This is a genomic window from Pseudomonas sp. CCI4.2 (assembly GCF_034350045.1).
Taxonomy (GTDB): domain Bacteria; phylum Pseudomonadota; class Gammaproteobacteria; order Pseudomonadales; family Pseudomonadaceae; genus Aquipseudomonas.
Genome location: NZ_CP133781.1, coordinates 4,498,975 through 4,523,601, shown reverse-complemented (window position 1 = coordinate 4,523,601; position 24,627 = coordinate 4,498,975). Strand labels below are relative to the sequence as shown.

The window sequence follows — 24,627 nt, the reverse complement described above, 5'->3', positions numbered from 1 at the left end:
CGGTTTTTTTACTGGCGATTGTTGACCTCGGTCAAGTTCAGCCCCCCACTTTGGTCGTAGTCTTTACTGCATGTTGTGTTTTTGAAACTAAGAATATCTATATGTAGTGTATGGAGGCCGAATGCAGAGCACGTTGATTTCAGTCGGGTATAACCGTTTACACAAACGCGATGGCAGTCTGGTCGCCTTCAATGCGGACAAGATTCGTCAGGCGATCATCGGTGCCGGTCGTGCCAGCGATGACTTCGTCGATGCGGCCATGGCGGAGGAATTACTTGAAGCGGTGCTGATGCATGTGGAGGAGGTGGCTGAGCTGCATGTCGAGCATATCCAGGACCGGGTCGAGCAGGCCTTGATGGATGCCGGTTTTTTCCAGGCCCTGCGTGCCTACATCGTCTACCGCGAACAGCACGGACGCTTGCGACGTGACCGCAAGGCGATTGTGGAGGTGGCGGCGTCGATGAACGAGTACCTGTCCCGCGAAGATTGGCGGGTACAGGCCAACGCCAATCAGGGCTATTCCCTCGGTGGACTGGTGCTCAATGTCTCCGGCAAAGTCACGGCCAATTACTGGCTGGATGAGGTGTACAGCGAGGCCATTGGCCGGGCGCACCGCGAGGCAGATCTGCATATCCACGACCTCGACATGCTCGCCGGCTATTGTGCCGGTTGGTCGTTGCGTACCTTGCTCCATGAAGGGTTGAACGGTGTGCCGGGCCGTGTCGAAGCCGGGCCGCCGCAGCACCTGAGCAGTGCCTTGGGGCAAATGGTCAACTTCCTCGGCACCCTGCAAAACGAATGGGCCGGCGCTCAAGCGTTCAGCTCGTTTGACACCTACCTTGCGCCCTATGTGCGCAACGACCAATTGAGCTACGAAGCGGTCCGCCAAGCGTTGCAAGAGTTCATCTACAACCTCAATGTGCCTTCCCGTTGGGGCACGCAAACACCCTTCACCAATCTGACCTTTGACTGGGTATGCCCAGAGGACCTGCGCGAGCAAATTCCTGTGGTTGCCGGCGTGGAAATGCCCTACGCCTATGGCGATTTGCAGGTTGAAATGGACCTGCTTAACCGTGCCTACATCGAAGTCATGCAGGCGGGGGATGCCAAGGGCCGGGTGTTCACTTTTCCGATCCCGACTTACAACATCACCCATGACTTTCCGTGGGACAGTGAAAACGCCGATCGCTTGTTCGAGATGACCGCGCGCTACGGGCTGCCGTATTTTCAGAACTTTTTGAACTCGGACATGCTGCCCAACCAGGTGCGCTCAATGTGCTGCCGTTTGCAGCTGGATGTCCGCGAGTTGCTCAAACGCGGCGGTGGCTTGTTCGGCTCGGCGGAACAGACCGGATCATTGGGCGTGGTGACCTTGAACTGCGCGCGATTGGGCCATGTGTTCAAGGGCGATACCCAAGGCTTGTTACGGCGCCTGGACACCTTGATGGAACTGGCGATGGAGAGCCTGGAGGTCAAGCGCAAAGTCATTCAACACCACATGGATGCCGGTTTGTACCCGTACACCAAGCGTTATCTGGGCACGTTGCGTAACCATTTTTCAACCATCGGCCTTAACGGTCTGCATGAAATGCTCCGCAACTTCACGGGCGACGAGGACGGCTTGCACACCGAAGACGGTCGGCGATTCGCCTTGAATGTGCTGGATCATGTGCGCGCCACCTTGCTGCGTTTTCAAGAAGAAACCGGCCATATGTATAACCTCGAAGCGACCCCTGCGGAAGGCACGACTTACCGTTTTGCCAAGGAAGACCGCAAGCGTTACCCCGAGATTCTTCAGGCGGGCAGCGTTGACGCACCGTATTACACCAACTCTTCGCAACTGCCAGTGGGTTTCACCGATGACCCCTTTGAGGCGTTGGAACTTCAGGACGAACTGCAATGCAAATACACCGGCGGCACGGTGCTGCACCTGTACATGGCCGAGCGGATTTCCTCGGCCCAAGCCTGCAAGCAACTGGTGCGCAAGGCTCTTGGGCGCTTCCGTTTGCCGTACCTTACTGTGACCCCGACATTCTCCATTTGCCCGGTTCACGGCTACCTCGACGGTGAACACGAGTTCTGCCCCAAGTGCGACGAAGTCCTGCTGCTGAGCGAGCAAACACTCAGCGCTGTTCATTGATTTGAATCCACTCAATCGTAAGGAGTTTCGCCATGAGTACCTTGCAAACACCGGCCCAGGCTCAACGTCAACGCTGTGAAGTCTGGACCCGGGTGATGGGTTATCACCGCCCGGTATCAGCGTTCAATCCGGGCAAGCAGTCCGAGCACCGCGAGCGGGTCCATTTCACCGAAAGCGCGGCGCTGGCCGCGAAGCAGTGAGTCGAACGCTCCGGGTCGGGGGCATGGTGCCCCTGACCACGCTCGACTACCCGGGGCAGTTGTCCTGCGTGTTGTTTTGTCAGGGGTGCGCCTGGCGTTGTCGTTATTGCCACAACCCGCAGTTGATCCCGCCTCGTGGCAGCGATGAAGTGGATTGGCCTCAGGTGTTGGCGTTTCTGCAACGCCGTCAAGGACTGCTTGATGCCGTGGTGTTCAGCGGCGGCGAGCCCACCTTGCAAGACGGCTTGCGCGGCGCCATGGATGAAGTGCGCGGGATGGGATTTCTCGTTGGTTTACACAGCGCCGGAATCAAACCGGCGGCTTTTTTAAAAGCGGTTGCCGGGGCCGATTGGGTCGGTTTCGATATCAAATCCTTGCCCGAGGACTGCCGCGCCATCACCCAGGTCGAGGGCAGCGGCGAGGCCAACTGGCTTAGCCTTGAGCACCTGTTGGCCAGCGGTGTCGACTATGAATGCCGAACCACCGTGCATTGGCACTTATTCAACCCTGTGCGATTACTAACCCTGGCCCAACGTTTGAATGCTCGGGGGGTCAAGCGCTTCGCCGTGCAACGGGTCAGGACCGCCCGAATGCTGGACCCGCAACTGCCCAGCGTTTCCGCGCAGGCTGAAGAGGCTGAGCTGTGGGCCGCCATGGGCGAGATGTTTCCGGCGTTTGAGTTACGCGGCTAGTCTGTAGGAGCCAACGTGGTGGCGAGGCGGTCAACTGGGTGTGTCAGATGCAACGCTTCCCGAATGAATTCGGTCCCACAGGGGGATCGCAAAACTGTGCAGCGCCGGAATCCGTGGGACCGAATTTATTCGGGAATGGGTTTCAAAGCCAACCTGTCAGTGCCTGACACGGCGCCTTCCCGAATAAATTCGTTCCCACAAGGCTCGCGCAAAGCCGCTTAACCTCCCGTCACATCCCGCATCAATAACCCAAACCGCAAATCCACCTCGTCCGGTATCGGTAAATACACGGTGTGTCCGTCCCCCGGTGCGACGCTGGTGTGTTCGCCTTTGACGTTTTGCAACTGGTCCAGGTCGAAGTGGAAGTTGCCTTGGGGGGTCATCAACTCCAGGTGGTCGCCCAGGCTAAAACGGTTCTTGACCTTGACTTCGGCCAACCCGTCGCGCCGTTCGCCCGTCAGTTCACCCACGAACTGCTGACGCTCCGACACCGAGCTGCCGTTTTGGTAGTTCTGGTATTCGTCGTGTACATGCCGACGCAGGAAGCCTTCGGTGTAGCCGCGTTGGGCCAAGGATTCCAGATTGGTCATCAGGCTCCGGTCAAACGCGCGACCGGCGACCGCATCGTCGATGGCTTGGCGGTAAACCTGGGTGGTTCGCGCGCAATAGAAGTGGGATTTGGTCCGGCCTTCAATTTTCAACGAGTGCACGCCCATGCTGGTCAAGCGCTCGACATGCTGCACAGCGCGCAGGTCCTTGGCGTTCATGATGTAGGTGCCGTGCTCGTCCTCAAAGGCGGGCATCAGCTCGTTCGGTCGATTGGCTTCCTGCAACAGGAACACCTGATCGGTCGGTGCACCGATGCCCAAAGTAGGCTCGGGCTGGACGGTCTGCACGATCTCGCCGAGTTGGTTTTCAGTGGCTTCCTGGGCCGAGTATTTCCAGCGACAGGCATTGGTGCAACTGCCTTGGTTGGCATCGCGCTTGTTCATGTAGCCCGACAGTAAGCAGCGGCCGGAGTAGGCCATGCACAGTGCACCGTGGACGAACACCTCCAGCTCCATGTCGGGCACGTGCTGGCGGATTTCGGCGATTTCCTCCAGGGACAGTTCCCGGGACAGAATGATCCGGCTAACGCCCTGTTGCTGCCAGAACTCGACGCTGGCCCAGTTCACCGTGTTGGCCTGCACCGACAGGTGGATCGGCATCTCTGGGAAATGCCTACGCACCAGCATGATCAGGCCAGGGTCGGACATGATCAACGCATCTGGCCCCATGGCGATCACCGGCTCCAGGTCTTTCAAAAAGGTCTTGAGCTTGGCGTTGTGCGGCGCGATGTTCACCACCACATAGAAAAGCTTGCCCTGTGCATGGGCCTCGGCAATCCCGACAGCCAGGTTAGCGTGATCGAATTCGTTGTTGCGCACCCGCAAGCTATAGCGCGGCTGGCCGGCATACACCGCATCGGCGCCGTAGGCGAAGGCATACCGCATGTTTTTCAGGGTGCCGGCGGGGGCGAGCAGTTCCGGGGTAAAGAGGGTCATGGCAGGGTCAGTCGCAAAAACCGCCGAGGGTAAACGGCTTGCGGATGGGAATTATTGATCCAGGTCTACGTCGTATGGATGAGCGGCCGTTGAATCAAACCTTTATGATGCCGAGCACCTTTAGACTCAGGCGTCGACATGAAGCTGGCGGTAACCGTTTTATCCTCACTCGTTATGGCCGTTGGGCTCTGCGGCTGTATTGGCCCGCCAATCGAACTGACCCCGCAAACGGCGCAACGTCTGCAGGCGCAAGCCCCGATTCGTTTTCTACTGACGTTTGACGACGGCCCAAGTGCCTCCAGCTTTTTCAACCCGACGCTCATGGTGATGGACAGCCTTGCCCACAATCCGTTGGAACCGGGGATCAAAGCCGTGTTTTTTGTGCAGACCCGGGCGCCCCGCGCCGGTGGCAGCGAGATCGGCCACACGGTCATGCAGCGTGAACATGCGCAAGGTCACGTGTTGGGCTTTCATACCGCCACGCCGTGGCACACCAATCACCGTTCTTTGAATCCCGAAGAACTGGAGCAGTCGCTAACCAACGGCAGCGCGGACATCGCGGCGATCACTGGCACGCCGCCGAACTTGGTCCGACCACCGTTCTGGAATTACGATAAACGCACCTTCGCCGCGTACCAGCAGCACGGCATGCACATTGTGCTGACAGACCTGAGCGCCAACGACGGCAAGATCTGGGGCTACAACTTCAGCCTGCGCCGACGCTCGCACATGCTCAGGGCTTTATCCGAACTGCGGGAGAAAATCGCCGCTGGAGAGCTGCCGACGGTCGATGGTGCGATTCCAGTGGTGGTCACTTTTCATGACCTCAATCGCTACACCGCCAGGCATACCGAGGAATACCTGCAAATCCTCATCGACAGCGCCCGCGAGACCGGCATAAAAACCGCCGCCAAACCTTTTTATGATGATCAGGCCCAGTTGCAGCGCGCGGTCATGGCTCGCACCATCAGCTCCGGTGCAGAGCCGGTCAGCTTGCCCGGTTTCTGGAACTGGTGGTGGGACAGTAACTCGCATTGATCGGGTCTCTCCTACACACCCCACGCCTGTAAATCCCCGCTTTACACCTCTTTTTACGCTTTCTTTATGCGCAGACGCGGTCGTCGCTCTCGTTCCTTTACGCCCTCAGTACCGACAATTACTCACACGCGGCAATTGCCGTACGACGGAGAATTTTCATGAGTGTTCTGGACGGGGTGTCACTGCTACTGGCCGCAGGGTTGTTCATTTACTTGATGGTCGCGCTGTTACGCGCAGACCAGCACTAGGAGCCGCCATGCACAGTTATGACTATCTACTCATCGTCGCTTTCTTCGCGCTGGTGCTGCTGCCGGCGCCGTGGTTGGGACGTTTCTACTACCGGATCATGGAAGGTGAGCGAACCTTCTTGACCCCGGTGTTGGGACCGCTGGAGCGCGTTTGCTATCGCCTGTCCGGGGTTGATCCGAAAACCGAACAAAACTGGAAAACCTACACCCTGGCCTTGCTGGCGTTTAACCTCGTCGGCTTTGTCGTGTTGTTCGCGATCCTGGTGTTTCAGGGCAGCTTGCCGCTCAACCCGCAGCAATTGCCGGGTATGGAATGGTCGCTGGCGTTCAACACCGCCATGAGCTTTGTGACCAACACCAACTGGCAGAGCTACAGCGGTGAAGCCTCGCTCAGTTATTTGAGCCAGATGGTTGGCCTGACCGTGCAGAACTTTGTCAGCGCGGCGACCGGTATCGCGGTGATGGTGGTGTTCTGCCGGGGCATTAGCCGTCGCTCGACACAAAACCTGGGTAACTTCTGGGCCGACATGACCCGCGCCACGCTGTACGGGCTGCTGCCGATGTGCGTGATCCTCGCGCTGTTTCTGGTCTGGCAGGGCGTGCCACAAACCTTCGCGCATTACATCGATGCCGTCACGCTTCAGGGTGCTGATCAAAGCCTGCCGATGGGGCCTGCGGCGAGTCAGATTGCGATCAAGCAACTGGGCACCAACGGCGGCGGTTTTTTCGGGGTCAACTCGGCGCATCCGTTCGAGAACCCGACCGCTTGGAGCAACTTGATTGAGCTGGTGTCGATAATCCTGATCCCGGTTGCGCTGGTATTTACCTTCGGCCATTACGTGAAAGACATGCGCCAAAGCAAAGCGATCATGGCCTGCATGCTGACGCTGTTCCTGATCGGTGGAGCGACGGCGATGTGGGCTGAGTACCAGCCTAACCCAGCGTTGAACATCGCGTCGGTTGAACAGACCGCGCCCCTTGAAGGCAAGGAAAGCCGCTTTGGCACAACCGCTACCGTGCTCTGGGCCACGGCCACTACCGCCGCGTCAAACGGTTCGGTCAACGCCATGCACGACAGCCTCAATCCGCTGACGGGCATGGTTGCGCTGGCCAACATGATGGTCGGCGAAGTGATCTTCGGCGGCGTCGGCGCCGGGATGTACAGCATGCTGCTCAACGTCCTGATCGCCGTGTTCCTCGCAGGGCTGATGATCGGTCGCACCCCGGAATACCTGGGTAAAAAGCTCCAGGCCAAGGAAGTCAAACTGCTGGTCGCAACCTTGATGGTGATGCCTATCGGCGTGCTGGTGTTCGGTGCCTTGGCGGCGAGCCTGCCAGGTCCTGCGAGTGCAATCAGCAATCCCGGCCCTCACGGCTTCAGCCAGTTGCTTTACAGCTACACCTCGGCCACCGCGAACAACGGTTCGGCGTTCGGTGGGTTTAGCGCCAACACGCTGTTTCACAACCTGATGCTGAGCCTGTCGATGTTCCTCGGGCGCTTCGGCTACATCCTTCCGGTGCTGGCATTGGCGGGTAGCTTGGCGGCGAAGAAAACCGCACCGCTGGGCTTGAACAGTTTCCCGACTCACGGCGCGTTGTTCGTCACGTTGTTGACGATGACCATTTTTCTGGTCGGTGGCCTGACGTTCCTGCCGACCCTGGCGCTGGGACCGATTGCCGAACACTTGAGCATGGGCTTCTGAGGATTCGATGATGTCTATTTATAAAGATCATGTGCAGACCCCTACCGTAACGCCCGCTGCGCCGCACACGGCAGCGCAACCGGTCAAGACCGAGTTCTCGGCCCTCTGGCGCCCGGCCCTGATACAAGCGTTCGTCAAACTCGACCCCCGTCAGTTGCAACGAGCGCCGGTGATGTTGGTGGTTGAACTGACCGCCATCTTGACCAGCATTTTATGCATGGTTCCTGACCCGGCGGTGCCGACTTCGGTCGCGGTGCAGATTGCCCTCTGGCTGTGGTTTACCGTGTTGTTCGCCAATTTCGCCGAAGCGTTGGCCGAAGGGCGTGGCAAGGCCCGCGCTGACAGCCTTAAAGCCGGCAGCGAAGGGCTCAAGGCACGGCGTCGCAACGACAGCGGCAGCTTTCAGGTCGTCAACGCCAGCAGCTTGCGTCGGGGCGATGTGGTCCGCGTTGAAGCCGGGGAAATGATTCCGGGCGATGGCGAGGTCGTCGAGGGTATTGCCGCCGTCAACGAAGCCGCGATTACCGGCGAATCGGCTCCGGTGATCCGTGAGTCAGGCGGCGACCGTTCAGCGGTCACCGGCAACACCCGTCTGGTCTCCGATTGGCTACTGGTTCGAATCACCGCCAACCCCGGTGAATCGACGCTGGACCGCATGATCGCGCTGGTGGAAGGCGCCAAACGGCAGAAAACCCCCAACGAAATCGCGCTGGATATTCTGCTGATTGGCTTGACTCTGATCTTCCTGTTGGTAGTCGTGACCCTGCAACCCTTCGCTCACTTCTCCGGTGGCAGCCTGCCATTGGTGTTTCTGGTGGCGCTATTGGTGACCTTGATCCCGACCACCATCGGTGGGCTGTTGTCGGCCATCGGTATCGCGGGTATGGACCGCTTGGTGCGACTCAACGTCATCGCCAAATCCGGCCGTGCTGTTGAGGCGGCGGGCGACGTGCACGTGTTGCTGCTGGACAAAACCGGCACCATCACCTTCGGCAACCGTCGTTGCACGGCGCTGTATGCCGCGCCGGGTGTCACTGCGCTGGAACTGGGCGAGGGCGCGCTTCTGGCATCCTTGGCCGATGACACCGCGGAAGGTAAATCGATTGTTGAGTACCTGCGTGAACTGCACCCGATCACCGAGCCACCTGCGTCGGCCTTAACGCCGGTCGCTTTCAGTGCAGAGACTCGTTTATCCGGGGTCGATTACCAAGGCCGGGTGTACCGCAAGGGCGCTGTCGATTCGGTGCTGGCGTTCGTCGACATGACCCGCAGCGACTTGATGCCGGCATTGGCCCGGGAAGTCGACAAGATCGCCAAGACCGGTGGCACTCCGCTGCTGGTCTGCATGAACGGCAAGCTGTTGGGCGCTATCCACCTCAAAGATGTGGTTAAGCCTGGCATCCGTGAGCGGTTTGCCGAGCTGCGCAAACTGGGGATTCGTACGGTGATGGTCACCGGTGATAACCCACTGACCGCCGCGGCCATTGCGGCGGAAGCAGGGGTCGATGATGTCTTGGCCGAAGCCACCCCAGAGAAAAAACTGGAACGGATTCGTCTGGAACAGAACGACGGTCGTTTGGTGGCAATGTGTGGCGACGGCGCCAACGATGCCCCGGCATTGGCTCAGGCCGACGTCGGGATGGCGATGAACGATGGTACTCAAGCGGCACGTGAAGCGGCGAACATGGTCGACCTCGACAGCGATCCGACCAAACTGTTGGACGTGGTGCAAATCGGCAAGGAATTGCTGGTGACCCGGGGCGCGTTGACCACCTTCTCCATCGCCAACGACGTGGCCAAGTATTTCGCGATCCTGCCCGCACTGTTTGCCACGATCTACCCGCAACTGGGGGTGCTGAACGTCATGCACCTGGCCAGCCCGCAGAGTGCGATTCTCTCGGCGATTGTCTTTAACGCCTTGATCATCGTGGTGTTGATTCCCTTGGCCCTGCGCGGGGTGCGGGTTCAGGCCGCCAGTGCCGCCGCGCTGCTGCGCCGTAATTTGTTGATCTACGGCCTGGGCGGGATTGTTGCGCCGTTCGTGGGCATCAAGTTGATCGACATGCTGTTGACCGGCCTGCACTTGGTCTAAGCGTGCCACTTTCGTCACGCTCCCTGGGGGCGTGACGTTTACCCTGATTGAGGATTCGATGATGTCGACTGTATTGCGTCCGGCCCTGAGCCTGATTGTGTTAATGACCCTGATCACTGGCGTGGCGTATCCGCTGGTCGTGACCGGTATCGCCCAAGTAGCATTCCCTGCCCAGGCCAATGGCAGCCTGGTGTATGACAAAGCTGGCAAAGTGCGCGGCTCTGAGTTGATCTCGCAAAGCTTTACCGGCGACGGCTGGTTCCACTCGCGGCCCTCGGCCGGGGCGTTTGCAACGGTATCGAGCAGCGCCAGCAACTTCTCACCGAGCAACCCGGCACTGGTTGCGCGGGTTACCGCAGATGTCGCCAAAGAAGCGGTACCCGGTCAAGGCGCGGTGCCGTTGTCGCTGTTGACCACCTCCGGCAGCGGCCTGGACCCGCACTTGCCGCCCGAAGCCGTGGCCTACCAAGTGGCCCGCGTCGCCAGCGCCCGCAACCTGCCGGTGACCACCGTGCAACGGCTGGTGAACGAAAACACCTACCGTCCGTTGATCGGTCCACCGGTGGTCAACGTATTGACCTTGAATCAAACGCTGAATGAGTTACCGTCAGCGCAGCTTTGAGCAGATGCCGAAATCCTGTGGGACCGAATTCATTCGGGAATTGGCCGGCGCGGTTTATCTGAAGGACCGTGTTGATCCCTTCGCGAATGAATTCGCTCCGACAGAGACCGAGTTTGCAGCACACATTGAGTACGAACCATGAGTGACACCCGCCGCGCCGATGCACTGTTAGCCGATCTGCCACGGGACGGCCGTGGGCGGCTCAAGGTGTTTTTGGGCGCCGCGCCGGGGGTCGGCAAGACCTACGCCATGCTCCAGGCAGCCCATGCCCAATTGCGTCAAGGCTCGCATGTACTGGCCGGCGTGGTAGAAACCCACGGCCGCGCTGAAACTGAAGCCCTGCTCAGCGGTGTGCCTCAGCAACCGTTATTACGCTCGGATTACCGTGGCGTGACGCTGGAGGAAATGGACCTCGACGGCCTGCTCATGGCCGCGCCGACCTTGGTGCTGGTCGATGAAATGGCCCACAGCAACGCGCCGGGCAGCCGACACACAAAACGCTGGCAGGACATTCAAGAATTGCTGGCGGCCGGAATCAACGTTTACACGACGGTCAATGTTCAACACCTGGAAAGCCTCAACGACCAAGTGCGTGGAATCACCGGGGTGCAGGTTCGAGAAACCTTGCCCGACTGGGTACTGCAAGAAGCCTATGAACTGGTGCTGATCGACCTGCCACCGCGTGAGCTGTTGGAGCGTTTGCGTGACGGCAAAGTTTATGTGCCCGAACAAGCCCGAGCGGCCATCGACGCATTCTTCACCCAAACCAACCTCACGGCGTTGCGTGAGTTGGCGATGCAAACGGCAGCGGCGCAGGTTGATGACGACCTCGCCCAAGGTTACCGCCAACTAGGCCAGGCGGCGCCCGCTGTTCGAGGTCGTTTATTGGTGGGGATCGATGGTGATGTTCAGGCCGAGCGACTGGTGCGACACGCCAGCCGGGTGGCTCAGCGTCGTCATCTACCGTGGAGTCTGGTGCATGTCGATAACGGTCGGGCGGTGGATGAAGAGGCGCGGATGCGCCTGCAAAGTGCACAACAACTGGCCGAACGCTTAGGTGGCGAAGTGGTGCTGTTGCGAGCGGGAGAGGTGGCTAAAACCCTGATTCAACACGCCGCAGAGCGCCGCGCCAGCTTGGTGCTGGTGGGGCAATCGCGTCCGCGTTTACGCAGGCGTCTGTTTGGTGGTGGGCTGGCAGCGCGGCTGCTGCGGGATGCCCACGGCCTGGAAATCAATGTCCTCGACAGCGAGGCGCAGCATCATCAGCCGCGTGCACGTTCGGCACGGGCTGTGGTCTGGTTTGACTACGGACTGGCGTTGATCGCGACGATTCTGGCCACCGCCTTGGCGTGGGCAGTGTCGAGTGTCTTGGCGCTGCCGAATATTTCTTTGGTGTTCCTCGCCGCTGTGTTGTTGGTGGCGGTGCGTAGCAGCCTTGGGCCTGCGCTGGCCTGTGCGGCGTTGTCTTTTCTGACTTACGATTTTCTGTTCATTCCACCTAAATTCTCCTTCAGCATCCAGCGCGAAGAAGACGTGCTGACGCTGCTGTTCTTTTTATTGATGGCTGCCTTGACCGGTAACCTTGCCGCCCGGCAACGCCAGCAACTCCGGGCCCTGCGCGATACTCAGGAGGAAACCAGCGAGTTGCTCGACCTGTCGCGCAAACTCACGGCGGCGACTGATCGGCAGGCGATGCTAAGCGCCGCTGAACAGCATTTCAGTGGCTGGAAAGAATTGAACATCTGCTTGCTGGATCGCGACGACCAAGGTGTCTGGAAAGTCGAAGTCGGCGGCGCGTTGCAGTTGTCCGAAGCCGAACGCGCGGCGGCCGATTGGGCGTGGCAACACGATCAGGCCGCAGGTTTGGGTACGGGCACTTTGCCGCTGGGGCATTGGTGGTGGTGGCCGTTGTCGATGGAAGAGGGCCCGTTGGCGTTGCTCGGCGTGTGTCCGCATGAAGGGCAGCCCTTTACCGATCAGCGTCGTCGGCTATTAACCGCACTCAGTCAACCCTTGGCCCAAGCATTGGCCCGAGCCCAGTTGGCCGAAGAGCTGGAAGCCGCCCGATTGCACGGTGAAACCGAGCAACTGCGCAGTGCGTTGTTGGCCTCGGTGTCCCACGATTTACGCACGCCGCTGACGGCCATGCGCGGCAGTATCGACAGCCTGTTGGCGTTGGGTGAAGCCATCCCATTGGAGGATCGTCGTGAACTGCTCGAAGGCACCCGTGACGAGGCGGAGCGTTTGGACCGTTATATTCAAAACCTGCTGGACATGACTCGGTTGGGTCACGGCGCCCTGAAGCTCGCGCGGGACTGGGTGTCGCCGGGGGATGTCGTCGGCAGCGCACTTAACCGCCTGCGTGCGGTGTTGGCGCCGTTACAGGTCAGCACTCAGGTGCCGTTGGAGTTGCCATTGCTGTACGTACACGCCGCGTTGATCGAGCAGGCTTTAGTCAATGTGCTTGAAAATGCTGCGCGGTTTTCTCCAGCGCAGGGACGCTTGCAGGTGGCTGCGGGGGTGACCGACAGCGAGCTATTCTTCTCGGTCAGTGACGAAGGCCCCGGTATCCCCGAAGCCGAGCGCGCGAAAATTTTTGATATGTTCTACACCGCCGCCCGTGGCGATCGCGGCGGGCAGGGCACAGGGTTGGGATTGGCTATTTGTCTGGGAATGGTCGGCGCCCATGGCGGGCACATCACCGTGGCCGACGGCATTGAAGGGCGCGGCACCTGTATCACCCTGTTCCTCCCGCTGCAAACCCAACCCGAAGCTGAATTGGAGCACACGCTCTGATCATGCAGTGCGTTACGCTCGCGGCTTCATTTGAGATGGCAAGACAACCATGAGTCAGACCTCGACCATTCTAGTGATCGATGACGAGCCGCAGATTCGAAAATTTCTGCGCATCAGCCTGGCCTCCCAAGGTTACAAGGTGCTGGAAGCGGGCACCGGCAGCGAAGGTTTGAGCCAAGCGGCGTTGAACAAACCTGACTTGCTGGTGCTCGACCTTGGTTTGCCTGACATGGACGGCCAACAGGTGCTGCGCGAATTTCGCGAGTGGTCGGCAGTCCCGGTGCTGGTGCTCTCGGTGCGCGCCAGTGAGGGCCAGAAAGTTCAGGCGCTGGACGGCGGCGCCAATGACTACGTGACCAAACCCTTCGGCATACAGGAGTTTCTCGCACGGGTCCGGGCGTTATTACGTCAAGCGCCTGCGGGCGAACAGCAAGAAGCCGCGTTGGTCTTCGGCCCGTTGACGGTGGATCTGGCATATCGGCGGGTGTTGTTAGACGGCGTTGAAGTCGGGCTGACGCGCAAGGAATACGCGGTGCTGGCGCAATTGGCGCGGCATCCGGGACGGGTGATTACCCAACAGCAGTTGCTCAAAGACATCTGGGGCCCGACCCACACTGAAGACAGCCATTACCTGCGGATTGTCGTCGGGCACCTGCGGCAGAAATTGGCCGATGACCCAACCAACCCACGGTTTATCGTGACCGAAGCCGGGGTGGGGTATCGGTTGTTGGAACGCGCCGTCGGTCTGTAGAGCCAACTTGCTGGCAAAGCGGCCTGCTTGACACACCACGTGATGTTCTTCGCCAAAACACTTTTTAATCTTTTAAAAACAATGGATTTTGAGTGTATATCCGGCCTTTGTGGTTGCTGAAATTATGGTTTCGCTTTTACAGCGAGTCACCTTTTTCAAACGTCGGAACGCCGAACCGCAAAAAGGTAACCCAAAACGCTTGCCCCACCATGCAGGCCTTCGCTTAGGCTCGGTCGTCCCTAACTCCGGCGTTGCTCCGGGGGTCGCCGTGAGCGGCCGTCCCTGGCCGCGCACGGCTTTCTCGGCATCCTTGCCTCGTTACCCCCTACGCAACGCCTGCGTTCGGCCGCATGGTTTCACGGGGCCTCTTTCCGCAATTCGGCATTCGATTCACAGGAGACGGATGGGCGGGCAGCCATCTGTAGCCAGCTTGTTGGCGAAGGTCCTTCGGCCCTTATCGCTGCTTTCGCAGCTCCTAAGGAGGTCTGTAACAATGCCTTCAATCATCCCGCGTCAGCACTTCCAACAGTTCGATCTCAAAGGTCAGGTCGGAGTTCGGTTTGATGTGCGCGCCCATGTGTCGTTCGCCGTACGCCAGGTGGGCGGGCACTGACAGCTTGCGCTTGCCGCCGACTTTCATGCCCATCAGTCCTTGATCCCAGCCTTTGATCACCCGTCCGGTGCCAATCACGCATTGGAAGGGTTTGCCGCGTTCGTGGGATGAATCGAATACCGTGCCGTCTTTTAGATACCCGGTGTACTGGGTGGTGATCAGTGCACCTTTGACCACCTCCTTGCCATCACCCAGCTGGATGTCGATGACCTCTAATTCAATGCTCATGGGGTGTTTTTGTCCTTCTGGAAAGCGTGATGAGGCCCTTATGGCACTTGTCGATAGCAAAATGAAACCAATGCTTGAACGTTTCAGTCTATTGAATTCAAGACCACTCAGAAAGAAGCCGCCATGAAACTACCGCGCCCCCAGGATCGGCTTGAGCTACTCGACAGCCGTCGTAATGAAAAAATGGCCCGCTCGGCCCATGCCTACGTGCGCGGCAATACGGTTCAGTTTTATGAATGGCTGCACAGCCAACGCGGAAGACGCTTGCCCCACGGGCCGAATGTGTGGATTTGTGGCGATTGTCACGTGGGTAATCTGGGGCCGACCGGGGATATCCACGGCCGTATAGACATCAATATTCGCGACCTGGACCAGGCGGTGATTGGCAACCCGACCCATGACCTGGTCCGGTTGGCGTTGTCGCTGGCCATGGCCGCCCGTGGTTCGGACCTGCCGGGTGTGACTACCGCGCGCATGCTCGAGGAAATGATGCGCGGCTACGCACAGGCGTTCATCAAAGGGCCGGGCGAGGATCCGGAACGTCCAAGCCAAGTAAAAGGTGGCATGCGCACCGCCGTGCAGCGCACCTGGAAGCATTTGGCGCGTGAACGTATCGAAAACGAACGCCCGACGATTCCGCTGGGTAAAAGTTTTTGGCCATTGTCCCGCGCTGAAAAAGCCGAAATAAAACTGCTATGCGCCACACCCGACATTCATAAATTAGTGACGTCCCTTAAAGGCCGACCTAATGATGCAAGTGTCGAGTTGCTCGATTCGGCGTATTGGGTCAAGGGCTGCAGCTCCTTGGGGTTAATGCGCTATGCGGTACTCCTCGGGGTTGGCGGTGACGAGGAGCAGGATTACTGCCTGATTGATGTCAAAGAAGCCATCGCCGCCGCAGCGCCCCGGGCCCCCCGCGCTCATATGCCACGGGACAATGCCCGCCGGGTCGTCGAAGGGGCGCGTCAGTTGTCTCCGGCCTTGGGCGAGCGGATGCTGGCAACCCGTTTTCTCGACCACGGTGTGTTCATTCGCGAACTGCTGCCGCAAGACATGAAGCTGGAGCTGGACACGCTGAATGAAACCGACGCCATGCGTGCGGCGGGTTATCTGGCGCGAATAGTCGGTATCGCCCATGCCCGGCAGATGGACGATGACCTGCGCAAAAGCTGGCTGGCTGATTTGCAGCTCAACCGCTCCAAGAACCTGGATGCGCCGTCATGGCTTTGGACCAGCGTGGTGCAGTTGGTGGGCAGCCATGAGGAGGGCTATCTCGAACATTGCCGTCGCTACGCGCTGGAAACCGGGCGCTAACCACTGGTGTTATTCAAACTCCAGCAATCGATTGACGGCACACAGGGGCAGGCGTAAAAAAGCCCCTGCTAACGGCCCAGGGTGCAGTCAAGGTGCAGTCACGACATGAAAGTATTCAACGAAACTGAAACAGCCGCACTTTTGCCCATCCGTGAATTGATAGCGGCATTACGCGTTGCTGCGCAGCAAGTCGTCGATGGCGACATTGTGAGTCCCGAACGCTTGGTGGTGGCCCTCAGAGACGGCGGCGTGATGCTGTCGATGCCTGCCACGTCGGATGACATCGCCATTCATAAGCTGGTGAACGTCAATCCCCGCAACCGCAACGAAGGGCTGCCAACGATTCACGGGCAAGTGGTTGCCTGTGATGCGTTGAGCGGTGTCATGTTGTTCCAAGTGGATGGCCCGACCGTCACCGGCAGAAGAACCGCCGCTGTGACCCTGCTCGGCATCAGTTGCCTGCTGCCACAGGCGCCGCGTTCGGTGCTGATCATTGGCGGCGGCACGCAAGCGGGCAACCACGTGCAAGCGATTGCCGAGGTCTACCCCGACGCGGTGATTCGGGTGCGTGGCAGTTCGGTGCAGAGTGCCCAGGCGTTCGTTGAACGGTTCAAAGCCAGCGCGCCCAACTTGGTCGTTGAAGACCTCGCCCATCCATCGGACACAGAGGTGGTCATCACGGTGACTACCAGTAAAACCCCGGTTCACTTTGAGCCGGCCCGCCCCGATTGCTTGGTCATCGGCGTCGGCGCGTTCACCCCGGACGCGGCCGAAATCTGCGCTGACGTGATCAACGCCAGCACGGTTTATGTGGATGACCCTTTGGGCGCCACCCACGAAGCGGGTGACTTGATCTTGGCCAACATTGAGTGGGCGCGGGTAAAATCCTTGGCCTCTGCATTGATCAACAAGCCTGACTTCTCCCGGCCCATTGTCTTCAAAACCGTGGGCACCGGGGCCTGGGATCTGGCGGCCTGCCGAGTGATCAAAGCCAATCTCGAAAAGCGCTGACCGGCGCCAAGTCGGCACTCCTCTCGGCCCGCTCTGGTAGTATCGGCGCATTTGAAATTCAGAGGTGCCCCATGAGCGAGCCGATCCGCCTTACCCAATACAGTCATGGCGCCGGTTGTGGCTGCAAAATCTCTCCCGAAGTACTGGAAGTGATCCTTGCCGGCAGCGGCGCGCAGAACCTCGATCCAAAGCTCTGGGTCGGCAATGCCTCGCGTGACGATGCGGCGGTGTATGCCATCGACGAAGAGCGCGGCGTGGTCTCGACCACCGATTTTTTCATGCCCATCGTCGATGACCCGTTCGATTTCGGTCGGATCGCGGCTACCAACGCCATCAGCGACATTTATGCGATGGGCGGCGATCCGATCATGGCGATTGCCATCCTGGGTTGGCCGGTCAACCTGCTGGCGCCGGAAGTGGCCCGTGAAGTGATTCGCGGCGGCCGAGCCGTGTGTGATGCGGCAGGTATTGCGCTGGCGGGCGGGCATTCGATTGATGCGCCTGAGCCAATTTTCGGTCTGGCGGTCACCGGCTTGGTGGAAAAGCGCTTCATGAAGCGTAACGACACCGCCACCGAAGGCTGCAAGCTGTACCTGACCAAGCCGCTGGGCATTGGCATCCTTACCACTGCCGAAAAGAAAGGCTTGCTGAGGGCCGAGGACCAAGGCGTCGCCCGGGACTTGATGTGTACGCTGAACAAGCCGGGCAGTCGTTTCGCCCGGCTTGAAGGGGTCAAGGCCATGACCGATGTCACCGGGTTTGGTCTGCTAGGGCATCTGGTTGAAATGGCCGACGGCGCCAAGCTGACCGCGCGTATCGATTTCGCGGCCGTGCCGCGTTTGCCCAGTGTTGAGTTCTACCTGGAGAAAAACTGCGTGCCCGGTGGCACACACCGTAATTTCGACAGCTACAGCGCTCGCCTCACGCCGCTGGCCCCGATGCAAAAACTCCTGCTGTGTGACCCACAAACCAGCGGAGGGTTATTAGTGGCCGTCGAACCTGCGGGACAGGAAGCGTTCTTGGCTATGGCTGAAGAGCTGGGCCTGAATTTGTCGGTGATTGGCGAATTCATCGGCCGACAGAGCCACGCGGTAGAGGTGTTCTGATGCGGGACAACAGCGCCGACTACCGCCACATCTTTCTTAACGACATCCCGCTGATGGACGTCCGTGCCCCGGTCGAATTCGACAAGGGCGCTTTTCCGTTGGCGCGCAATCTGCCGCTAATGAACGATCTAGAGCGGGAGAAGGTTGGCACCTGTTACAAGCAACAAGGCCAACAGGCGGCCATCGAGCTGGGCCATCAATTGGTCTCTGGCCAGACTAAACAAGACCGGATCGACGCGTGGGCCGCGTTCGTCCGCTCTCAGCCGCACGGTTTTTTGTATTGCTTCCGAGGCGGACTGCGTTCGCAACTGACCCAACAATGGCTCAAAAACGAGGCCGGGATTGAATACCCACGGGTGCTCAACGGTTACAAGGCCCTGCGGACGTACCTGATGGAGGTCACTGAAAGCGCGGTATTGGAGTGCGATTTCATATTGGTGGGCGGGCTGACCGGGTCGGGCAAGACAGAGGTGTTGACCAAACTGAGCAACGCCCTGGACCTGGAAGGCCACGCGAACCATCGTGGATCCAGCTTTGGCAAGCATGCGACCGGGCAACCGGCGCAAATCAGCTTTGAAAACGCGTTGTCCATCGACATCCTCAAGAAGCGCGCCGCGGGCGTGAAGCAATTCGTGATCGAAGACGAAGGCCGTGCTGTAGGCAGTCGCGCGGTTCCGTTGACCTTGTTTCAGGGCATGCAGCACTACCCGCTGGTATGGCTTGAAGAGCCGTTTGAGAACCGGGTCGAACGGATTTTGAAAGACTACGTGGTCGACCTGTGCGCCGAGTTTATTGGGGTGCATGGGCTTGAGCAGGGTTTTGGTATGTTTGCCGCACAACTGCGTCAGAGCCTCGCCAGCATCGTCAAACGCTTGGGCGGCGAACGCTATCAGCGTCTCTCAGCGGTGATGGACAGCGCGCTGGCCGAGCAGGAAAAATCCGGTGCGGTGGACCTGCATCGCGAGTGGATAAGCGGGATGTTGGGCGAGTATTACGACCCCATGTACGCCTACCAACGCGACAGCAAGGGGCCGCGTATCGAGTTTTCCGGCGAACATGCGGCGATGATTGAGTATTTGAAAGACCGTCAGCATCGGCAGGGCTGAGGCAGCATGTAGGCGGGCGCCTGTCTGCAGGAGCCAACTTGTTGGCGAAGGGCGTGGCGCGGTGTATCAGGCCCGCCGCCTTGCCAACATGTTGGTCCCTACACAGGTTTTGATCTTACAAAACCGCCACGCCCACCAACCCGCTGATAACCCCGACTAACATTGTTAATACACCCACGGTCACCAGCACCTTGGTGTCGAACGACTTACGCAGCATCAGCAACGACGGCAAGCTCACGCTCGGCAAGGTCATCAGCAGCGCGACGGCGGGGCCGGTGCCCAGGCCCAACGACAGCATGGTTTGCACGATTGGTATCTCGGCAGCGGTTGGAATCACGAACAGCGTACCCACCACCGCCAGCGCCGCGATCCAAATCAGGCTATTGCCCATGGACGCGTCGACGTGGGGAAACAGCCAAACCCGGGCTGCGCCCAAAACCAGCACCGCTACAACGTAAACCGGAATCGTGCTCCAAAACAGCTGCCACAGGGTCTGGCCCCAACGGGTGAAAAAATTGCTCCGGTCAGTCGAACTTGCGTCGGCAACGGCTTCCAGCGCCTGTTCAGGCACTTGCTCCGGGCTGGCGATATGTTGAGCGATCAACGAAACACCCATCACCAATATCACCCCGGCTACCAAGCGCAGCGCGGTGAATTCCCAACCCAGCACAAACCCCATGAACACCAGTGTCGCAGGGTTCAATACCGGGTTAGCGATCCAGAACGCCAGCGCCGCGCCGACCGAGACCTGTTGCCGGCGCATGCCCGCAGCCACTGGAGCGGCGCAGCAACTGCACATCATTCCCGGCAATGCGAACAACCCACCGCGCAACGTCGAACCAAAACCAGCGCGGCCGAACACGTTCAACAGCCAGTCACGCGGGATCAACACTTGCAGCAGCGAACCGAGAATCACCGCCAGAACAGCGGCTTTCCAAATGGCCAGAAAATACACTTGGGCATAGGCCAGTGCGGCGCTGAAAGGGCTGTCTTGTGGGGCGCCGAGGATTGAGGCGCCAATGCTGTGATTGTCGGCAGCGATGAACGACTTGAGGTAGTAGGGCGACCACTTGACGTAGTAGAGGCCGATGACCGCCACCAACAAAAACAAAAGAGGCTTCCACCAGAACGACAAGCCCCGTGGTTGGGCGACGGTAGGCATTGTGGACATGAGCAGTTTCCGGGGAGTTGGGGGAATTGGCGCATGATAACCCAGCTTGTCTCGAACTTGAGCTTTAGCACAGGCGATCAGTTTTGCCGTTGTTCATTAAAGAGGGTAACGCTGCGGTCTGCACAACAGCGGCACGATGACATTCACTCGCTGTCGTAATCCCAAGGCGCACCCTGTGGCGCTGCATTTTGGGTGAAGCGATGAGCCAGGACGTATTTGCCACCGACACCAACAGACTCCAGTTGCAGCAGATTATTTCAGGTCTGTCGGACGGTGTGATTCTGATTGACGTAGACCAAACCATCGCGTGGGCTAACGAAGCCGCATTAACTATGCATGGGGTCAGTAAAGTCAGTGAATTAGGCGAAAACGCGAAGGCATATGCCGAGCGATTCACGCTGCGTTATCGCAACAATCACCCGTTGTCTGAGGAAAGCTACCCCATTAGCCGAGCGGCGGCCGGGGAGGCGTTCAGTGATGTGGTGGTTGAAGTCAGGTCGGCCAATGATGAAGCACGAAGCTGGGTCCACCGCGTTCGCAGCATGACGCTCACCGATCTTTCGGGCGAACCGGAGTCGTTGGTGCTTATTCTGGCCGATGCCACTGAGTGGGCCAGTGCTGAGCAGCGCTTTGAAAAGACGTTTAGTGCCAACCCGGCACCGGCCGTGATTTGCCGGCTGAGCGATTTGCGCTACATCAAAGTGAATGCAGGCTTTCTGGAAATGACCGGCTATGCAAGGGAGCAGGTTATTGGCCGTTCGGTCTATGAAGTAGACGTGCTGGAGGGCGCCGATAACAAGGAGTTGGCGATTAAGCGACTGGGTGAAGGCGTGACCGTCCCACAGATGCACGCGGAGCTTAAACTTCCTGAGGGCGGCAGCAAGTTGGTGATCGTTGCGGGTCAGCCGCTCAGTATCAACGACGAAGATTGCATGCTGTTCTCCTTTGTTGATCTAGAACGGCGTCGCAAAGCCGAGGTTGCGTTGCGCCAGAGTGAAGAGCGTTTTGCCAAAACCTTCCGCTTGAATCCAGTGCCAACGCTGATGTGCAGCGCACAGAGCCAGCAGGTAGTAGACGTCAATGAGGCGTTCTTCAAGGTGACCGGATTTACCGCTGAAGAAGTGCTCGGCAAGACTGCGGCTGAAATCGGCTTTATCGATGGCACCGGCGTCTGCAATCAGTTATTCGCCACGCTGGAGAAGGCCGGCAGGGTTGAGGAGCTGGACCTTAAAATCCGCAAAAAAGATGATGAGCTTATCGACTGTGTAGTGTCGGCGGACACGCTCAATATTCAGGATGCTCCCTGCTATCTGCTGGTATTGATGAACATCACTGAGCGCAAGCGATCCGAGCTGGAATTGATTGCGGCCATTGAAGAAGTGATGCGCGACGCGTCTTGGTTCAGTCAAACCTTGATCGAAAAACTGGCCAACGTAAAAAACGCGAAGGCGCTTAATCGGCCCAATGCCTCTTTTACCGAGCTGACGGCCCGGGAGCGTGACGTACTGGGGTTGATTTGCGAAGGGCTGGCAGACAAGGAAATCGCCGCGCGACTGAAGCTTGCGCCCAATACGGTGCGCAATCATGTGGCGACGGTATATTCAAAGCTTGATGTTCATAGCCGCAGCGAAGCCATCGTCTGGGCCCGAGAGCGTGGACTATTCAGCGGTGAACGTAGACCCAACGGTAACGCATAAGGTGCAAATGCACTAAATCATCCAGTGCAAATTCGGGTTTTGTCTGCGGGCGCCATTTCTTATTCTCTGGCCCATAGCAACACGACGATTGCATGCATGGATGCCATTCCACTTGCGAGTCCCTAAACCTCCTTTCAAGAGGAGCACGCCCCGTGTTTGCTCTGTCCTATTTGCGCCGCTGCCTGGAAAAAAGCTTTATGCCCTTGGCTTGTGAATGCACGCTGGGTGCCGATGCATCCCTTACCGTTAAGATTTTTGACCGCAAGACCGGGCGGGTCGATCTGGTCGTGACCGGGATTGTCATGGAGAAGCTCAAAAACGCAGACGCCATTGCCCGGATGATCGAGGAACTGCACGACGAGATGCAGAGCAACACATTCAGGAGGGTTCAGGTGAGCGATTAGACGGATCGGCTCTGTGTTGCGCGACTGGATGTCCCCGCGCAATGACGACACAATGCTCCACGTCTTCCCGGAGCTCTATGCCACATGCCAGTTGTTAGCCGCTTCGCCTCATTTTTCGACCAAGCGAAGCGTGCCTTGGATCTGGTCTGGAGCACCTCACGCGGGCTGTTTATCGGTCTAGTCGTGGCAACCCTGGTCGCCGGGATATTACCCGCCTTGGCAGCATGGCTCGGGCAGCGGATCGTCGATGCGGTGGTTGCGGCCATGCAGTTGCACGCGAGCCAAGGCAGCGCGCCGCTCTGGCCGGTGTTACGTTACGTGTTGTTCGAAGCAGGGGTGTTGGCGATATTGGCGGGTGCGCAACGGAGTCTTTCCGTTCAACAGTCGTTGCTGCGGGTGCAGTTGGGGCAGAAGGTTAACACCCTGATCCTGGAAAAGGCCCAAACCCTTTCGCTGGTGCAGTTCGAGAATTCCGAGTTTTACGACAAATTGGTCCGCGTGCGCCGTGAAGCCTCCACTCGGCCACTGGCCTTGGTCACCAAATCCCTGGGCTTGATTCAAAATCTCATTTCGCTGATCAGCTTCGCCGTGCTGCTGGTGCATTTCTCACCGTGGGCGCTGGCGATATTGATTCTCGGCGCATTGCCCGTGTTCTTCGCCGAGGCGCATTTCTCCGGCGATGCCTTCCGTTTGTTTAGCCGCCGCGCCCCGGAAACCCGCCACCAAAACTATATTGAAACCTTGCTCTCCCACGAGACCTACATCAAGGAGGTCAAGTTGTTCGGCTTTGCGCCGCTCCTGCTGCAGCGTTATCGAGATACCTTCACCAAGCTCTACAGCGAAGACCGTCGAATGACCCTGCGCCGCGATGGTTGGGGCTTTCTCCTCGGTTTGCTGGGCACCAGCGCGTTTTATCTAGCCTACGCCTGGGTCGTGATTGATACGGTGGACGGTTTGATCAGTCTCGGGCAAATGACCATGTACCTGGTGTTGTTCAAACAAGGGCAAAGTGCAGTGAGCAGCAGCCTCAGTGCCATCAGCGGTTTATACGAAGACGGGCTTTACCTGTCCAATCTCTATGAGTACTTGGCGCAACCGGTGATCGTAGAAGCCGGCGGTCTTACTCAGGGCTTATTGCCGGGCGACGGGCTGCGTTGCGAAGGTGTGGGCTTCACTTATCCAGACGCCCAACTCGCTACCCTGGAGAACATTGACCTGCATTTGCGGCCGGGCCTCAGCGTGGCGCTGGTGGGAGAAAACGGCTCGGGCAAAACCACCTTGATCAAGCTGTTAACCCGCCTTTATCGCCCCGACCAAGGCCGCATCCTGCTCGATGGCAGCGACCTTAACGACTGGAGCGAGGACGCATTACGCCGGCGCATCGGGGTAATATTCCAAGATTACATTCGCTATCAACTGACCGTCGGCGAAAACCTTGGGGTCGGCGACATTGACGCGTTTGGCGATGAGGCCCGCTGGCGCGAAGCCGCGACCCAAGGCATGGCCGCGCAATTCATCGACGCGCTGGACGGTGGCTTTGGCACTCAGCTCGGCCGCTGGTTTGCCGGAGGTCAAGAGTTGTCGGGCGGTCAGTGGCAGAAAATAGCCCTGTCCCGGGCGTACATGCGCCGCAACGCTGACATCCTAATCCTCGACGAACCCACTGCAGCCCTCGACGCCGCTGCCGAAGCAGCGGTGTTTGAGCACTTTCGAGAACATGCAAAAGGCCGGATGACGCTGTTGATTTCGCATCGGTTCTCCAGCGTGCGCAACGCGGATCAGATCGTCGTGCTGGATCAGGGCAGAGTGCTTGAACGCGGCGACCACGCCAGCCTGGTGGCGGCGGGCGGTCGCTACGCGCAGTTGTTTGACTTACAGGCGCGGGGGTATCGGTAGGCGATGCCGCAACAGCTCTGCGCTTCATCGGCGCACAAAGCTCATGCGTGGGAGCAGGCTTGCCTGCGAAGAGGCCCGTAATCGCGCCGCTGATGTTGACCTGAAACCTGGGTCGTCTGCCTTGACGCTTTCGTTGGCAAGCCCACAGAGATTTTGGCCAGGCACTGAACATCTGATCGCAGCCTTCGGCAGATCCTACAGAAGTCTGTGCATCGCCAAAACCGTGGGACCGAATTCATTCGGGAAGCATCCTAA

General features: G+C 58.9%; 20 protein-coding genes. 17 read left to right on the top strand and 3 right to left on the bottom strand.

From position 1 onward, the window contains the following. Positions 1-121: 121 nt before the first annotated feature. Genes RHM65_RS20465 through RHM65_RS20455 form a run of 3 tightly spaced genes read left to right on the top strand, consistent with a single transcriptional unit; the run spans position 122 to position 3,032 of the window. Positions 122-2,140 (top strand): ribonucleoside triphosphate reductase, encoded by a 2,019-nt coding sequence (locus RHM65_RS20465; RefSeq protein ID WP_322169592.1) that lies wholly within the window; start codon positions 122-124, stop codon positions 2,138-2,140. A 32-nt stretch (positions 2,141-2,172) separates the two neighbouring features. Further along, positions 2,173-2,340, top strand: a complete 168-nt coding sequence (gene nrdD / locus RHM65_RS20460; RefSeq protein WP_322169595.1) for an anaerobic ribonucleoside-triphosphate reductase — start codon at positions 2,173-2,175, stop codon at positions 2,338-2,340. 23 nt (positions 2,341-2,363) lie between these two features. Further along, entirely contained in the window at positions 2,364-3,032 is a 669-nt protein-coding gene (locus RHM65_RS20455) for an anaerobic ribonucleoside-triphosphate reductase activating protein (protein WP_322170897.1), read from the top strand. Positions 3,033-3,250: 218 nt separating this feature from the next. Here the strand turns inward: RHM65_RS20455 and yegQ are convergent, their stop codons facing one another. Then, a complete protein-coding gene (gene yegQ / locus RHM65_RS20450; RefSeq protein ID WP_322169598.1) occupies positions 3,251-4,576 on the bottom strand; it encodes a tRNA 5-hydroxyuridine modification protein YegQ in 1,326 nt (441 codons plus the stop codon). Between the two features lie 138 nt (positions 4,577-4,714). Between yegQ and RHM65_RS20445 the strand changes: the two genes are divergently transcribed. The 7 genes from RHM65_RS20445 (at position 4,715) to RHM65_RS20415 (ending at position 13,826) form a co-directional block, all read left to right on the top strand. After that, a complete protein-coding gene (locus tag RHM65_RS20445; protein ID WP_322169601.1) occupies positions 4,715-5,614 on the top strand; it encodes a polysaccharide deacetylase family protein in 900 nt (299 codons plus the stop codon). Between the two features lie 158 nt (positions 5,615-5,772). Further along, the gene (kdpF, locus tag RHM65_RS20440; protein ID WP_297835929.1) at positions 5,773-5,862 is read left to right on the top strand and encodes a K(+)-transporting ATPase subunit F; all 90 of its coding nucleotides are present in this window, start codon (positions 5,773-5,775) and stop codon (positions 5,860-5,862) included. 8 nt (positions 5,863-5,870) lie between these two features. Then, positions 5,871-7,565, top strand: coding sequence for a potassium-transporting ATPase subunit KdpA (kdpA, locus tag RHM65_RS20435; protein WP_322169605.1), 1,695 nt, complete (start codon positions 5,871-5,873; stop codon positions 7,563-7,565). A gap of 10 nt (positions 7,566-7,575) precedes the next feature. Further along, positions 7,576-9,657 carry a potassium-transporting ATPase subunit KdpB gene (gene kdpB, locus RHM65_RS20430; protein ID WP_322169608.1) on the top strand — a complete coding sequence of 694 codons (2,082 nt, stop codon included), beginning with the start codon at positions 7,576-7,578 and terminating at the stop codon, positions 9,655-9,657. Between the two features lie 61 nt (positions 9,658-9,718). Continuing rightward, complete coding sequence (gene kdpC, locus RHM65_RS20425) at positions 9,719-10,279, top strand: potassium-transporting ATPase subunit KdpC (protein WP_322169611.1); 561 nt, start codon at positions 9,719-9,721, stop codon at positions 10,277-10,279. A 138-nt stretch (positions 10,280-10,417) separates the two neighbouring features. Then, the gene (locus tag RHM65_RS20420) at positions 10,418-13,075 is read left to right on the top strand and encodes a sensor histidine kinase KdpD (protein WP_322169615.1); all 2,658 of its coding nucleotides are present in this window, start codon (positions 10,418-10,420) and stop codon (positions 13,073-13,075) included. 49 nt (positions 13,076-13,124) lie between these two features. Beyond that, positions 13,125-13,826, top strand: coding sequence for a response regulator (locus tag RHM65_RS20415; RefSeq protein WP_322169618.1), 702 nt, complete (start codon positions 13,125-13,127; stop codon positions 13,824-13,826). A 499-nt stretch (positions 13,827-14,325) separates the two neighbouring features. Here RHM65_RS20415 and RHM65_RS20410 read toward each other — a convergent pair whose 3' ends face one another. Then, positions 14,326-14,667, bottom strand: a complete 342-nt coding sequence (locus tag RHM65_RS20410; protein WP_322169621.1) for an FKBP-type peptidyl-prolyl cis-trans isomerase — start codon at positions 14,665-14,667, stop codon at positions 14,326-14,328. A gap of 123 nt (positions 14,668-14,790) precedes the next feature. Between RHM65_RS20410 and RHM65_RS20405 the strand changes: the two genes are divergently transcribed. The 4 genes from RHM65_RS20405 to mnmH all read left to right on the top strand — a co-directional run bounded on the left by RHM65_RS20405 (position 14,791) and on the right by mnmH (position 19,204). Then, positions 14,791-15,981, top strand: coding sequence for a DUF2252 family protein (locus RHM65_RS20405; protein WP_322183942.1), 1,191 nt, complete (start codon positions 14,791-14,793; stop codon positions 15,979-15,981). 105 nt (positions 15,982-16,086) lie between these two features. Next, complete coding sequence (gene lhpI / locus RHM65_RS20400; protein ID WP_322169626.1) at positions 16,087-16,992, top strand: bifunctional Delta(1)-pyrroline-2-carboxylate/Delta(1)-piperideine-2-carboxylate reductase; 906 nt, start codon at positions 16,087-16,089, stop codon at positions 16,990-16,992. Between the two features lie 71 nt (positions 16,993-17,063). Further along, the gene (selD, locus tag RHM65_RS20395; protein ID WP_322169629.1) at positions 17,064-18,098 is read left to right on the top strand and encodes a selenide, water dikinase SelD; all 1,035 of its coding nucleotides are present in this window, start codon (positions 17,064-17,066) and stop codon (positions 18,096-18,098) included. Then, the gene (gene mnmH / locus RHM65_RS20390) at positions 18,098-19,204 is read left to right on the top strand and encodes a tRNA 2-selenouridine(34) synthase MnmH (protein ID WP_322183940.1); all 1,107 of its coding nucleotides are present in this window, start codon (positions 18,098-18,100) and stop codon (positions 19,202-19,204) included. The genes selD and mnmH overlap by 1 nt, the downstream gene beginning before the upstream one ends. 115 nt (positions 19,205-19,319) lie before the next feature. Here mnmH and RHM65_RS20385 read toward each other — a convergent pair whose 3' ends face one another. Beyond that, positions 19,320-20,375 (bottom strand): permease, encoded by a 1,056-nt coding sequence (locus RHM65_RS20385; protein ID WP_322169635.1) that lies wholly within the window; start codon positions 20,373-20,375, stop codon positions 19,320-19,322. A 200-nt stretch (positions 20,376-20,575) separates the two neighbouring features. On the opposite strand from RHM65_RS20385, the gene RHM65_RS20380 reads away from it, so the two are divergent. The 3 genes from RHM65_RS20380 (at position 20,576) to RHM65_RS20370 (ending at position 24,372) form a co-directional block, all read left to right on the top strand. Continuing rightward, complete coding sequence (locus tag RHM65_RS20380) at positions 20,576-22,072, top strand: helix-turn-helix transcriptional regulator (protein WP_322169638.1); 1,497 nt, start codon at positions 20,576-20,578, stop codon at positions 22,070-22,072. A 152-nt stretch (positions 22,073-22,224) separates the two neighbouring features. Next, complete coding sequence (locus RHM65_RS20375; protein ID WP_322169641.1) at positions 22,225-22,476, top strand: DUF1652 domain-containing protein; 252 nt, start codon at positions 22,225-22,227, stop codon at positions 22,474-22,476. An 84-nt stretch (positions 22,477-22,560) separates the two neighbouring features. Then, positions 22,561-24,372 (top strand): ABC transporter ATP-binding protein, encoded by a 1,812-nt coding sequence (locus tag RHM65_RS20370; protein ID WP_322169643.1) that lies wholly within the window; start codon positions 22,561-22,563, stop codon positions 24,370-24,372. The last annotated feature ends 255 nt before the right edge of the window (positions 24,373-24,627 follow it).